Annotated in this window: 12 protein-coding genes and 1 pseudogene; 8 read left to right on the forward strand and 5 right to left on the reverse strand. The window is 71.0% G+C overall.

What is annotated here, in order from left to right:
* Nucleotides 1-73 precede the first annotated feature (73 nt).
* A complete protein-coding gene (locus ABD340_RS40720; RefSeq protein WP_344596627.1) occupies nt 74-1,135 on the reverse strand; it encodes an SDR family NAD(P)-dependent oxidoreductase in 1,062 nt (353 codons plus the stop codon).
* 89 nt (nt 1,136-1,224) lie between these two features.
* Between ABD340_RS40720 and ABD340_RS40725 the strand changes: the two genes are divergently transcribed.
* The gene (locus tag ABD340_RS40725) at nt 1,225-1,647 is read left to right on the forward strand and encodes a MerR family transcriptional regulator (protein ID WP_344596628.1); all 423 of its coding nucleotides are present in this window, start codon (nt 1,225-1,227) and stop codon (nt 1,645-1,647) included.
* Between the two features lie 359 nt (nt 1,648-2,006).
* Here the strand turns inward: ABD340_RS40725 and ABD340_RS40730 are convergent.
* A pseudogene (locus ABD340_RS40730) lies at nt 2,007-2,165 on the reverse strand (alpha/beta hydrolase); the annotation flags it as partial.
* A gap of 178 nt (nt 2,166-2,343) precedes the next feature.
* On the opposite strand from ABD340_RS40730, the gene ABD340_RS40735 reads away from it, so the two are divergent.
* From ABD340_RS40735 to ABD340_RS40750, 4 genes are all read left to right on the forward strand, one after another.
* A complete protein-coding gene (locus tag ABD340_RS40735; RefSeq protein WP_344596629.1) occupies nt 2,344-5,010 on the forward strand; it encodes a helix-turn-helix transcriptional regulator in 2,667 nt (888 codons plus the stop codon).
* 3 nt (nt 5,011-5,013) lie between these two features.
* Nucleotides 5,014-5,892 (forward strand): alpha/beta fold hydrolase, encoded by an 879-nt coding sequence (locus ABD340_RS40740; RefSeq protein WP_344596631.1) that lies wholly within the window; start codon nt 5,014-5,016, stop codon nt 5,890-5,892.
* A 119-nt stretch (nt 5,893-6,011) separates the two neighbouring features.
* Nucleotides 6,012-6,401: a PPOX class F420-dependent oxidoreductase gene (locus tag ABD340_RS40745; protein WP_344596633.1), complete on the forward strand. Its 390-nt coding sequence runs from the start codon at nt 6,012-6,014 to the stop codon at nt 6,399-6,401.
* Nucleotides 6,402-6,643: 242 nt separating this feature from the next.
* Nucleotides 6,644-9,511 carry a hypothetical protein gene (locus ABD340_RS40750; RefSeq protein WP_344596634.1) on the forward strand — a complete coding sequence of 956 codons (2,868 nt, stop codon included), beginning with the start codon at nt 6,644-6,646 and terminating at the stop codon, nt 9,509-9,511.
* Between the two features lie 74 nt (nt 9,512-9,585).
* On the opposite strand, the gene ABD340_RS40755 is transcribed toward ABD340_RS40750, so the two are convergent.
* Genes ABD340_RS40755 through ABD340_RS40765 form a run of 3 tightly spaced genes read right to left on the reverse strand, consistent with a single transcriptional unit; the run spans nt 9,586 to nt 10,799 of the window.
* The gene (locus ABD340_RS40755) at nt 9,586-9,771 is read right to left on the reverse strand and encodes a DUF397 domain-containing protein (protein ID WP_344596635.1); all 186 of its coding nucleotides are present in this window, start codon (nt 9,769-9,771) and stop codon (nt 9,586-9,588) included.
* A gap of 27 nt (nt 9,772-9,798) precedes the next feature.
* The gene (locus ABD340_RS40760; RefSeq protein WP_344596636.1) at nt 9,799-9,987 is read right to left on the reverse strand and encodes a DUF397 domain-containing protein; all 189 of its coding nucleotides are present in this window, start codon (nt 9,985-9,987) and stop codon (nt 9,799-9,801) included.
* On the reverse strand, nt 9,984-10,799 hold the full coding sequence (locus ABD340_RS40765; protein ID WP_344596638.1) for a Scr1 family TA system antitoxin-like transcriptional regulator: 816 nt from the start codon (nt 10,797-10,799) through the stop codon (nt 9,984-9,986). Before ABD340_RS40765 ends, ABD340_RS40760 begins: the two co-directional genes overlap by 4 nt.
* A gap of 191 nt (nt 10,800-10,990) precedes the next feature.
* Here ABD340_RS40765 and ABD340_RS40770 point away from each other — a divergent pair, with 191 nt between their 5' ends.
* The 3 genes from ABD340_RS40770 to ABD340_RS40780 all read left to right on the forward strand — a co-directional run bounded on the left by ABD340_RS40770 (nt 10,991) and on the right by ABD340_RS40780 (nt 13,174).
* A complete protein-coding gene (locus ABD340_RS40770) occupies nt 10,991-11,392 on the forward strand; it encodes an ATP-binding protein (protein WP_344596640.1) in 402 nt (133 codons plus the stop codon).
* An 83-nt stretch (nt 11,393-11,475) separates the two neighbouring features.
* Entirely contained in the window at nt 11,476-12,558 is a 1,083-nt protein-coding gene (locus ABD340_RS40775) for an adenosine deaminase (protein ID WP_344596641.1), read from the forward strand.
* 7 nt (nt 12,559-12,565) lie between these two features.
* Entirely contained in the window at nt 12,566-13,174 is a 609-nt protein-coding gene (locus ABD340_RS40780) for a PH domain-containing protein (RefSeq protein ID WP_344596642.1), read from the forward strand.
* Nucleotides 13,175-13,305: the final 131 nt, after the last annotated feature.

Raw genomic sequence — 13,305 nt, forward strand, 5'->3', positions numbered from 1 at the left:
GAAGGGCGCCGCGCATCCCCCGGGATACCCGGGAGGTGCGCGGCGTTTCCTACGCTTCACCGAGGGCCTCAAGTCACCTGCCTCGTAGCGGTTGGGCGACCGGAGCGGCGGCGTGGTACTGGCGGATGAGCCAGGTGCCGCCGATCTGTTCGGCGGTGACGGAGATCCGCAGCGGCGTCGTCTCACCAGTGGGCGCGGTGCAGGTGACGTCTGCGAACCCGGTCACGATGTTCTCCGACAGCAGTTTGCCTTCGAGCACCTCGACCTTGGCCGTGGTGCCCTCGGGGACGTTCTCGTAGTACCTGCGGATCTGCGCGGTGCCGGCGACCAGTTGCGGGTTGCGGCCCTGGAAGAGTGCGTCATCGGTGAACAGCGAGCTGAGGTCGCCGGCGCGATGGTCGTTGAACGCGGCTTGCCAGCTACTGAACAGCGAGGCGATCACCGCGCTTGCCCGGCCGTCGGTCACCGGGGCACCGTCGGTGGCTCGACCGGTGTGCACGATCTCCCGTTCCCGTAGCGACCGTGGCTGGAGGTGCAGCCGCCAGTAGTGTTCGGCGATGTCGTCCGGGTCGAAATCCGTCCCCGGGGCGACCGGGCCGGCGACCGTCACCGTGGCCACGTGGACACCCGACGGCCCGTACTGCTGATCGAGCAGTGCCACCAGGGTCCGTACGCCCGCCTTGCCGAGCGACAGCGACACGTACTGCCGCTTCGGCTCCGGCATTCCGCCGGTGACGATGAACGTACCGCTACCATGCCGCGCCATGGCTGGCATGACGTGCGCGGCGGCGGTGAGGGCGCCGACCACATTGACCGCCCATGCGTTCAGGTGAGCACGGACGGACAGCTCGCCTGGCGAGTCGGCCTGGATGATGGCGGCGTTGTAGACCACGACGTCCGGCGGGCCGAGCCGGTCGGCCGCCGCGTCGAGACTGGCCCTCAGTGCTGTCTCGTCGGTGCTGTCGGCCGTCAGCGGAACGACCGGTACGCCGAGGGAACCGACCGACTCGGCGATGTCCCGGACCACCGCGTTGGTGCGGGCCACGAGGGCGACCGGCAGGCCCTCGCGAGCGAACCGTAGTGCGACCGACCGCCCGATGCCCGGTCCAGCCCCGATGATTACCGCTCCCGACATTGCGCGCTCCTCTGCTCTGGCCGCGTCCGACGGGAGAAAACTAAGGTTTCACATCAATGTGAAGGTCAATAGCGGATGAGGATGGTCGCATGCGGATCGGTGTCCTGGCCGGTAGGACCGGAGTGAGCCAGCGCCTGCTGCGCTACTACGAGGAGCAGCGGTTGCTCCGGCCGACCCGGCTGGCCAACGGCTATCGCGAGTACACCGAGTCGGACGTTGTCGCGGTGTCCCACATCCGCTCCCTGCTCGCCGCAGGTCTGCCCACATCCGTCATCGCGCAGGTGCTGCATTGCGTACACGACGACCGCGGGCATCTGGTCCCATCACCGTGTCCCGGAATGGTGGATCACCTGGAACGGGAACGCTCCCGTATCGCCGACACGATCGCCCAGCTGAAGACCGCCCAAGAGGCGCTCGACAGCATGCTCACCGCCGTGCCGGACCGCCTCGAAGTGCCCGGGAACCGGGGCGGGGGGCGCCGCAGGGCAGTGGACGACCGCTCGTCGACGTGACGTTGTTGCGCGCGATCAGGGCAGGTCTGCGCACACCAGGCCACCTGGGGTGAGGTGGAGACGGAGGGCGGGCTGATCGCTCATGGGGGTGTTATTCAGTGGCGGGCGTCGTCGTTCCGGCCCTACCGTCGGAGGCTATCCGTTGATCACCGGCCGCCTCCGGGTGGACGCTGGCCGGCGACGATTCCGGCCTGCGATCGCCCGCGGGAATGATCATGGTTCTTGCGGATGGACTCGCCCGTCCTGCCCAACACCGAGTGGATCCCAGCGGTGGCGGCAAGGGCGGCGGCCATCGTCGAAGGCACCTCCCTCACCGCCGTCGCCGTTCCTCTAGGGGGCGAGCAGGCGGCGCAGCCGTTCAGCTGTGCCGCGACCGCCTGCCGCGAGATGGCGGCGTCCGGGGCCATGCCCCCGAAGCCGTGGAAACCGCCCGGCCACACGTGCAGTTCGGCGACCCCGCCGGCCTGCCAGATCCGGCTGGCGTAGGTCACGTCCTCGTCCCGGAACGTCTCGGCCGAGCGCCGGCCGATGGCCGGGGACTCTGACCTTTCCGGAGACGGATCAGAGGTGACCCCCTCGTCCGCACAGCGAGACCGTCGTCCCACCTGAACACAGGTGGGAGGCCGCGATGCCCGAATCCCTGGAGCCTCTCCCGAACTGTGAGAGCAGCGTGGAGGCCTCCTACAGTGGGTGTTCGTGCTTTACGGCAGAGCTGCGGAGATCAGCGCACTCGACGAGGTGATCGCGCGGGCGCGCGACGGTTCCGGCGGCGCGGTGGTGCTGCGGGGCGAGGCGGGCGCGGGCAAGACCGCCCTGCTCGACGCGGCGGCCGCGCGAGGCGGCGCGATGCGCGTGTTGCGGACCACCGGCATCGAGCCCGAGTCCGACCTCGCGTTCGCGGCGCTGCACCAGGTGCTGTGGCCGGTGACAGGCTCGCTCGTCGCCCTGCCCGAACCGCAGCGCGACGCTGTGAGCGCGGCCCTGGGGCTTGCCGCGTCCAGTGCCGGGGATCGGTTCCTGCTGGGCGCCGGCGTGCTCTCGCTGCTGGCCGAGGCCGCCGCGCCGGACGGGCTGATCTGCGTGGTCGACGACTTCCAGTGGGTCGACCGGGCCTCGGCCGACGCGCTGCTGTTCGCCGCCAGGCGGCTGAAGACGGTACGGATCGCGATGTTGTTCGCCGTGCGCGGGGACGTTCCGGTCAAGGGCGTGCCGCTGACAGTGGACGTGCGCGGCCTGCCCGAGTCCGCGGCGGCCGAGCTGTTGGAGTCCCGCCACGGTGTGCTGCCCGCTCATGTGGCACGGGAGCTCGTCACGCTGACCCGCGCGAACCCGCTCGCCCTGGGCGAGATCGCCGCTCGCCTGACGCCCGCGCAGCTCGCCGGGCGCGAACCGCTGCCCGACCCGCTGCCCGGTGGTGCCCGGCTCTTCGGCGATCGGGTGGCCGCCTTGTCCGACCCTGCTCGGCTGGTCGCCCTTGTCGCCGCTGTGGAGGCTGACCTCGACCAGCTCCTGCGCGCCTCCGACCGGTTGTCCGCCGAGCAAGCGCGGGTGGCGTTGGCTGAGCTGGAGGAGACCGGGCTGGCCGAGGTGTCGGGCACGAGCGTGCGCTTCCGTCATCCGCTCATCCGGTCGGCGGTGCACGAGGCGGCCGCCCCCGCCGATGTCCGCCGGGTGCATGCCGTCTTGGCGGAGCTGACCGAGGGCGACCGCCGAGCCTGGCACCTGGCCGGAGCCGTCCTGGGGCAGGACGAGCGGGTCGCCGCCGAGCTGGTGGCCGCCGCGGAGCGGGCGCGCGACCGCGGCGGGTTCGGCGCCGCCGCCGCGGCTCTGGCCCAGGCCGCCGAGCTGACCCCGGAGCCGCGTGCCCGTGCCGTCCGACTGAAGGACGCCGCCGTCGCGGCCTGGCTCGGCGGCCGCCCGGGACAGGCGGAGTCACTGCTGGCCGAGGCGCGCGAGCAGGCCGATGGGGACGCCGTCCTCGCCATGGAGATCGCCCAGCTCCGGGGCCGGTTCGAGCTGAACTCGGGCAACGCCGCCGAGGCCGTACGGATCCTGGCGGCGGGCGACAGCCTGGAGATGCTGGCCGACGCCGTTGAGGCGGCCTCATACGTCGGCGACACGACGGCCATTGTCGAGCTCGGCCGGAGGGCCGCGGCGCACCCCGAGGGGTACTTGCGGGACACCGTCGCAGGGATCGGCCTGACGCTGGACGGCGACGCTGCCGGGCCGCGCCTGCTGCGGCGGGCGCTGGCGCGGACCGGCGAGCTGAAGGACGCGGCCGGGTACCTGTGGGCGGCGGCCGCGGCCAGCTACCTGGGCGAGTCAGACCTGGCCAACGAGATGACCGGCCGGGCCGGGCGGGTGGCCAGGGTTTCGGGAATGGCCGGGCAGTTGCCCGTGGTGCTGGAATTCGTGGCGACCGCCGAGCGCATCGCCGGGCGGCTGGCAAGCAGCCATGCCGTCTCCGCGGAAGGCCTGGAGCTGGCCCGCGAGGCCGGATACGAGAACACGGTGGCCGCGCACCTGGCCAACCTGGCGGCGCTGGCGGCGCTGCGGGGCGAGGAGGAGTCCTGCGAGCGGCACGCCCGCGAGGCACTGGCCATCGCCGTCCCCCATCGGGTGGGTTTGCGGGCAGGGGTGGCCGCGTACGCGCTGGCGCTGCTCGACCTGTGCCTGGGCCGCTACACGGCGGCGCACGACCGCTTCACGGCCATCGCCGCGGCGGGACCGGGCGCCGGGCATCCGACCGTGGTGTGGCGGACGGCGCCGGACCGCGTCGAGGCCGCGGTGGGCGCGGGCGACGAGGCGGCCGCGCGGGCGACGCTGGCCGCGTATGAGCGGTGGTCGGCGCACGCCGCGACGGCCGAGTCGCGTGCGCTGCTGGCCCGCTGCCGGGGCCTGGCCGACTCGTCCGAGGACGCCTTCGGCGAGGCGCTGCGGCTGCACACCAACCCGTTCGAGGCGGCCAGGACCGCTCTGCTGCTGGGTGAGCGCCTGCGTCGCGCGCAGCGGCCGGGGGAGGCGCGGGCGCATCTGCGGATGGCGTGGGAGACGTTCGAGCAGGCGGGCGCGCGGCCGTGGGCGCGGCGCGCGCAGGACGAGCTGCGGGCGGCCGGCGAGAGCGGGCAGGCCCCGCCCGCGGCCGTGCTCGACGCGCTGACCCCGCAGGAGCTGCGCATCGCGACCCTGGTCGCCGACGGGTTGTCGAGCAAGGAGATCGCTGCCCGGCTCTTCCTGAGCCCGCGCACGGTCGAGTACCACCTGTACAAGATCTATCCGAAGCTGGGCATCGGCTCCCGTACGGAACTGGCGCGGCTAGTAGTTCTACAGAAGGCGCCCGCAGGGGGAGACGACAAGCTTTGAGGCATGCGAAACGTGAACATCTGGAGTGAAGAGTTCGGCGCCGAGACCGACACGCCCATCCTGCTGATCATGGGTTCGATGTCGCAGGGCGTCCTGTGGCCGGACGAGTTCGTCGGTCGCCTGACCGCCGGAGGCCGGCGGGTGATCCGGTACGACCACCGTGACACGGGGATGTCGGACACCGTCGACTTCGCGGCGGAGCCGTACACGTGGGACGACATCAAGAACGACGTCTACCGCGTGATGGACGCCCACGGTCTGGAGAGCGCGCACCTGGTCGGCCACTCGGCGGGCGGGCTGCTCGGCCAGTTCGTCGCCGTGGAGCGGCCGGAGCGGGTGCGGTCGCTGACCGTCATCGGCTCCTCGCCGCTCGGCGGCGGCGAGGGCCAGGTGATCATGCGGGCCTTGCTGGGGCAGCCGCAGCCCGAGGGCGGCCTGCCGGAGCCGACGCCGGAGTTCGTGGCCTTCTACCAGGCGCTGATGGCCGCCCCGCCGGCGGCGGACCGGCGCGCACGGATCGAGGCCATGATCGATGAGCAGCGCCTGCTGCACGGCACCGGGCTGCCGTTCGACGAGGACGCGGCGCGCCGGCTGCAGGAGCGGATCTACGACCGGGCCCGCGATTTGTCGGCGGCGGCCAACCACCGGCTGGCCGCGATGGCCAAGCCCGAGTTCGAGCCGGTGGGGGTGCTGCACCGGGTGAAGGCGCCCACGCTGGTCATCGAGGGCGGTCACGAGCCGGCCAAGCCGGGCCACGGCGCGATCATCGCCGAGCGGATCCCGGGGGCGCGGCTGATGATCGTGGCGGGCCTGGGGCACACGCTGCCGCCCGAGGCGCACGAGGAGCTGACCGCCGCCATCCTCGCGCACACAGCCGAGTGACGCGCGCCTGCGGAGCAAGGGCATCGAGCACTGGGCCGGCCCCGGATGAAGCGTCCGAGGTGGCTCAACACTGAGTACGGTGGGGCAGGCGTGCCGCAACCGCCACCACAGGAGCGAATATGGTCTTCACCCAAGCCGAACTCGACTACCTGGCCACGCAGCACATCGGGCGGCTGGCCACCGTCTCGCCCGACGGGCAGGTGCAGAACAACCCGACCAATTTCTTCCTCGATGCCGGCGCCGGCACGATCGTCATCGGCGGGGGCGCGCTGGGCGGGACGAAGAAGTTCCGGAACGTCCAGCAGGGCAGCACGGTCGCGTTCGTCGTGGACGACCTGGCGACGATCGACCCCTGGGCGCCCCGGGGCATCGAGATCCGGGGGAAGGCGGCGGCGCTGACCGACCACGAGCCGCCCGTGCCCGGCATGTCCCGGGAGATCATCAGGATCACCCCCACCAAGATCGTCTCGTGGGGGCTGGACGGGTCGCGAGCGAGCCGTACGGTCTGAGCTACGACGGCGGTACGGCGTGCACCGTCGAAGCCCGGGGCGCCGTCAGTTGGGCTGCCCGGCAGCGAAGACCGTTGGCATGGAGAGCGTCCATGGACCGCGCGACCGGTCCGAGGTCTGGGAAGGGCGCCTCGACCTTGACCGCGCCGCGGCCCTGTACCTGGAGCTGACCGGGAACCGTACGGAGCGTCCCGGAAGTCATAATCGGCGGACATGATCGCCGATGGCTGGAGCAGCACCCCGTGACGACCCCCTCCCCGCACCAAGCCGACCTGGCGGCGCTGGCCGCGAGCGCCGCCGCCGACCCGCGCAAGGCCAAGTCGGGCGTGAACAAACTGGCCAAGCCGCTGCCCGCCGCCGACCTGCCGCCGTTCTTCGAGCAGGCGTGCCGGGAGTTCGGCGCGGCCGGGGACGGTGAGCTGGCGGAGTGGGCGTTCAGCGAGGCGCGCAAGGTCGAGAAGAAGCATCCCAGCCTGCGCGACCTGGACCGGCTGCACGCGGTGTTCCTTGAGTTCACGCCGACGGGCGCCGTCGCACCGGGGGCGCTGCGCGACCACGTCAAGCTGATGGCCGGGGAACTGTCCGCCGATGAGGCGCACAACCGCTTCTGGGAGATTCTGGAGGCGTCCTTCGCCGCAGGGCTCGTCCCGTACGCGCGCGTCTTCCCCGACCTGCTGGGCCTGGCCAAAGCCGCCGGAGTCAAGAAGAAGGACGGGGAGGCGAGGCTGACCGAACGGCTCCTGCGCACCGGCGTCCTTCCGGCCGCGTCGCACGCGATCTGGAGGGCCGCCCGCAGGCCGCTCGGCCGGATCGCCGCCGCCGACCGTCCCCTGCTGGACCTGCTGTTGGCCGCCGAGCCGGACGAGGACGCGCAGGACGCCGACCTCGCCGCCGAGATCCGCCAGTACTGGCTGGAGGCGCTGGCCGAGGCGGACGCCGGCGCGCACGTACCGCCGGCGTGGTTCTTCACCGTCGCCCGCCGCTGCGCGCCCGAGGTGCTGCTGCGGCTCGTCGACCAGGCCGGCGACCGTCTCGCCGAGCCCGAACCATCCGCCGCCTCCGTCCTGGACGATCCGGCGGTGCCGCCGCCGGGCGGTTCGGTGTACGTCCCGCGGCCCAAGAACGCGTCCCTCTGGAATCGCGTGCAGGCGCCGAACTGGCGTGCCGGAACCGACTTCGCGGAGCTGACCGGCGCATTGGAGGCCGGCCCCGAGGAACGGCACGCGTTCGTGGTCCAGGTGGACCTGTTCGTTCAGGACCTGGGCTATTACTCCAACTTGGACTACCCGGCCATCCTGCGCGCCTTCTGCTCGGTTCCCGCGCTGCGGGACCTGCTCCGGGAGCTGGTCGAGGGGTGGAAGGCCCAATCGGCATCCGGGTCGCTGCCCGAGCTCGACCACGCCCTGACGAGGCTGGTCCCGCTGGCAGAGGCCGGCTACGCCGACCTGGAGCCGGGATTCGCCACCGGAATGCGGCTCGCCGACCCGCTGGAGGCCCTGCTGGCGACCGTGCGCGGCGGCCTGCCGTCCGAACTCGCCCGCCCCCGCCACAGCGCGGCGCACGCTCCGAACGCACAAGTCCTCCAGCACGGCGCGTTCCTCACCTACACCTGGAACAACGGCGCCTCCGATGTCATCGGTCCCGCCGGTCCCGTCGAGCAGCTCAGGGGCCCGAAGCCGGAGCGGGGCATCGGCACCTGGTACGACGGCGAGAACGCCTACTTCTCCCGCCGGGTGAACGGCGCCTGGCAGACCTTCCGGGTGGAGAACGACATCACCGGGCCCGTCCTGACCATGGAGCAGGACACCTGGCGGAGCCGGCCCCACAGCCCCGCCTCCGCGGAGGTCGCCTTCCCCGGAACCCCCGGCCCCGCCCGCGTCACCTATTCGCGGGGCGGGATCACCGTGACCGCCCACGACGGGACGGTCACGGCGCTGCTGCCCTACACCGCCGGGCAGTCGCTCCGCGATGCCCTGCCCCTCCCACCGCCCGGCTGGTGGCCCCTCATGGCGCCCGCCGACCCGGACGGCTCGGCGGCGCTGCGCGAATTCACACGCGAGGCGGCCGCACGGCTGCTGGACGCCGCGCTCACCGGGCCGCAGACCGCCGTCGAAACCATCCCGTCGCAGGTCACCGCGGTCCGGCTGCGTCAGGAGATCGTCCAGTCCGCCCTCTCCGCCGTCCAGTGCGTGTACCGCCTCGTCCGGTTGCGCGACGTCCTCGGCATGGAGCCGCGGCCCGGGCTGCCGGACGTGCTGCGGACCCGCCCCGACCTCCCGGTCGCGCGTTCGCTGCACCTGGTCACAAGGTTCCGGCGGCTGGCCGAGCTCATGGAGGAGGCGGCGGCGCGGCCGCGCGGGGAACGCGGCCACCCGATCGCCGTCGCCGGTGACCTGGCCACCTTTCCATCGCGCGACTTCGGGCAGCTCGGCCTGCTCGCGCTGAACGCCGCCCGGCCCTGGCGGACGGCCCGCGGCCGCGCCTCGCAGCTGGAGATCCTGCACGCGTGGGCGAACACCCCGCTGGGCGACGGCAGCGGCCGCTGGCGCCGCCTCGCCCTGTCGTGGACGGCCGACCACCCGCACACCCGCGACCTGGAGCTGTGGCGCACCCCGAACGGCGCCCTGATCTTCGGCCACCACTACTACCGCCCGGACTGGTCGGAGACCCTCGAATACTCCCCCGACGGCGCGTTCGGGCCCGTCGACATGCCGGACTGGCAGATCAAGGACCGTCCGGTGCCGCAGGGCTGGGGCGGCGCCGACCGGATCGCCGAGCTCGGCCGGCTGCTGGACGAGCGCGGCCCCGTCCCGCAGAATCCGGACTGGGCCCACCAACTGGCCGAGGCTGCCGGGATCGCGCTCATCGACGCCGCAACGATCTGCTTCGGCCAGTGGTCCCGCCACGACCCCGCAGAGATCCCCAAGGAGATCCGCGCGCTCTTCGTCGACCCGGACTCGCCCCGCAAATGCGCGACGTGGACGATGTCGTATCCCGACATGGACGCCGTGGGCGCACCCCTCATGCCCGACGACCCGGCCGCGCTCTGGGACCGCGGCCCCGACATCGACCGCGCCGCCGCCGTCCATCGGGAACGGGCGGAGCCGTAGGCGACAGCTGCCATGTCGGCTTATTTACAGCGAAGAACCCCCGGCCGCAGTCGGGGGTTCTCGTCTGTCCGGTCCTACTTGTCGAGCTGTCCAGCCTTGACGCGCGCCACACCCGCCAGGACCTCGGGGTTGACGGTCAGGCGCCCGGCCGCGGGCGCCTTGGAGTCCCTGATGCCGATGCCTTCGTCGAGGGTGGCCAGCTCGATGCACTCTCCGCTGGTACCTCCTTCGGACCGGCTGCTCTTGCGCCACTGGGTCATCCGTAGCCCTCCATGTTTGACATGGGACTATAGGTCGAGCTTGCCGTCCTTGACCTGGCCAACGAGGGCGGCGAAGTCTGCGAATTCGACGGTGAGATGTCCTTCATCGGGGGCCCTGGAGTCCCTGATGCCGACGCCCTGGGGGAGGGTGGCCAACTCTACGCAGTCCGTTCCCTGTGTGGCCCCGCTGTAGCTGGACTTGCGCCACTGCGTCATCTGTAGCTCTCCATGGTTTGACGGATGAGGTCGAGGCTCTGTCCTCTCGGCAGGGCATCCGCCCCGATTCGGTCGAACCGTACCCGACGTTCCGTCACTTCATTGGGGTCCAGCGTGGTCCTTCCTCCTCCGCACGCTTCCATGTAGGTCACGTCGCCCTCTTGCACTGTGATCACTTTGAAGGACCCCTCCAGAGCGACATGAGCACCCACGGATCTTGGTAGGACGCGCACAGTCACGTTCGTGAGCTCGTCGAGTTCGAGGAGCTTGGTCAACTGCTCCCGCATCACGGTTGTCCCACCTACAGGCCAATCTAGGACGTTCTGGCTCATGATTACCCATAGCTCCGGCCTGTTCTGCTTGGTGAGTACCGCCTGCCGTTCCATGCGGCGCTGTGTCCATGCCTCTACATCGTCGGCCCGGCCCGCGGTCAGCAGCGCGCGAGCGTAGTCGGGAGTCTGCAGCAGCCCCGGAATGACCTGAGCCTCGTAGATCTTGATGACGCTGGCTCTCTGCTCGTAGATGACGTGTGCCCGGAACCAATCGGGATCGTGACCAGCGCGGGCGTATCGAACCATCCTTTGAAAGTGTTCACCTAGGCAAAAATGCTGGTCAATGGCCTTTGCGTGCCGGTCGTTCATTCGATGCGTGGGGCGACCATGCTCGACGTTCGATACGTAGGGCTTGTTGCATCCCATGATCTCAGCCATGGCAGAGAGCGACAGCTCCTCACGCTCACGCCAAAAACGCAGCTCGGCAGCTATCCAGTGCCAGATGTCGTTGTCCAGGTCCAAGGATTCCACTGCTGCCATGAGCGACTTCCGATCGGTATCGGACCGTATCGATTCCGCGGTGATACGCGACAAGGTACTCGCTCTCAGTTCACTCTGTGTCGTGGATCGCAGACATTCCGTAGGGAGGCTGGGAGATGACGGCAACGACGGCGGCGAGTGATCGCGTTCTAACCTGTGCGGGGCTCCCCTCCAGGAGTTTTCCGGGCACCATGCGGCAGCACCTGGAGCAGCGCCTCGGCCTGCTGGGGCTGCTCGACCGCCTGCCGGCCGAGCTGATCGACGATCTGCACCTGAGCGTCTCCGAACTGGTCACCAACGCGTGTGCGGCCACTCCCGATCAAGAGATCACCTTCAAGGCCGTGTTCGAGGACCGATCCATCTGGGTCGGGGTGTGGGACGCAAGTGACGAGGAGCCCACCCCGAGGCGACTCCAGCCGCTCTCGCTCGAGGATCTCCAGCCCGATGCCCGCGCGCTGGACGAGGGGCACCAGTCCGGCGACATCGGGGGTCTGGGCCTTCAGATCGTCATGGCCCTCACCGAGGACCGGAGCGTCGACCGGACCCACCCCGGGAAATGGGTTTGGGCACGGTTCCCCATGGGGTGCTCCTGATGCCGGTCGTCTACCAGGGAAGGTGCGATTCGTCGGCGAGTGTTGCCGACGTGCCGAGGGTGTGCGGCGGGTAGATTCCCTGGATGAACGATCGTCCGTCGCTTGACGACATCCGGCGCGCGCCCAAGGTCCTGCTGCACGACCACCTGGACGGCGGGCTGCGTCCAGAGACCATCGTGGATCTCGCGCGGGACGGCGGCTACGGCGATCTGCCGACGACCGACCCCGGCGGTCTGCGCACCTGGTTCGCCGAGGCGTCCGACTCCGGCTCCCTGGAGCGCTACCTGGAGACGTTCTCGCACACCGTCGGCGTCATGCAGTCGGTCGAAGCGCTGACCCGGGTGGCGTACGAGTGCGCCGAGGACCTGGCCGCCGACGGCGTGGTGTACGCGGAGGTCCGCTACGCGCCCGAGCAGCACACCACCACGGGACTCACCCTGGAGCAGGTCATCGAGGCCGTCCTGGACGGGTTCGAGCGGGGCGGACGCGAGCACGGGATCAGGATCGGCACGCTCGTCACCGCGATGCGGCACCAGGCGCGCAGCATGGAGATCGCCGAGCTGGCCGTCCGGTACCGGGACGCCGGCGTGGTCGGGTTCGACATCGCGGGCGCCGAGGCCGGGTACCCGCCCACCCGCCACCTGGACGCCTTCGAGTACCTCCAGCGCGAGAACGCCCACTTCACCATCCACGCGGGCGAGGCGTTCGGGCTGCCGTCGATCTGGCAGGCCATCCAGTGGTGCGGCGCGGACCGGCTCGGCCACGGCGTCCGGATCATCGACGACATCACCGAGGACGAGGACGGCGTCCCCGAGCTTGGCCGGCTGGCCGCCTACGTGCGGGACAAGCGGATTCCGCTGGAGATGTGCCCGACGTCCAACATCCAGACCGGCGCGGCCAAGTCGATCGCCGAGCACCCGATCGGGCTGCTGCGGCGGCTGAGCTTCCGGGTCACCGTCAACACCGACAACCGGCTGATGAGCGGGACCACGCCGTCCCGGGAGTTCGCCAAGCTGGTGGAGGCGTTCGACTACGGCTGGGACGACCTCCAGTGGTTCACCGTGAACGCGATGAAGTCGGCCTTCATCGGCTTCACCGAACGCCTGGAGTTGATCAACGGGGTGATCAAGCCGGGGTTCGTCGAGCTGCGCGGGGACCGGGCATGATGCGGGGATGACCCCGCTGCTGACGATCCGGTCCACCGCCGCTCGGGTGGGCGCATGGGCGTGGATGGCCTTCGCCGCGCTCAACCTCATGGACATCGCCGTGCGCGGCCGCGACATGGCCTCGGTGGTCATGGCCGCCCTGCTGCTGCTCGGCTGCGGCCTCGCCTACGTGATGGGGCTGCGTCCCGCCGTGGTCGCCGACGAGGGCGGGCTGACCGTGCGGAACCCGCTGCGCGAGGCGCGGGTGCCGTGGCCGGCCGCGCGCGAGATCGCGGGGACGCACGCGCTGACGTTCCGGTTCGCGGCGGAGGGCGGCGAGCGCACGGTGAAGGCGTGGGTGCTGCAGACCTCGCCGCGTGCCCAGGCGAAGGCGGAGGCGCGGGCCCGCCGGTCCAACCGGGACATGCCCGCGGAGAAGCTGAAGGGCCGCACGCCGACGGCGTACGCGGCCCAGCAGCTCAACGAGATCGCCGACCGGCACCGTCCCAAGGGCAAGGCCGCCACCAAGACCGACACGGAGACCGGGACGCTGGGCTGGTCGCGGCCCGCGGTCGCCGCGTTGGCCGTCCCGGGCGCGCTGGTGGTCGTGGCCGGGATCCTCGCCCTGGTGATGTAGGGGTGGCGAAGCGGACGGCTTCGGCGTCGCGGGCTCCGCTCCTGCCGCTCTGTGACCCATGCCACATGTAGTTCCTGTCAGCAATCGGGACGCTGTTCCGCTCAACCCACCGAGAGCAAGCGAACCGACAG

It is taken from the genome of Actinomadura vinacea (genome assembly GCF_039532545.1).
Taxonomy (GTDB): domain Bacteria; phylum Actinomycetota; class Actinomycetes; order Streptosporangiales; family Streptosporangiaceae; genus Spirillospora; species Spirillospora vinacea.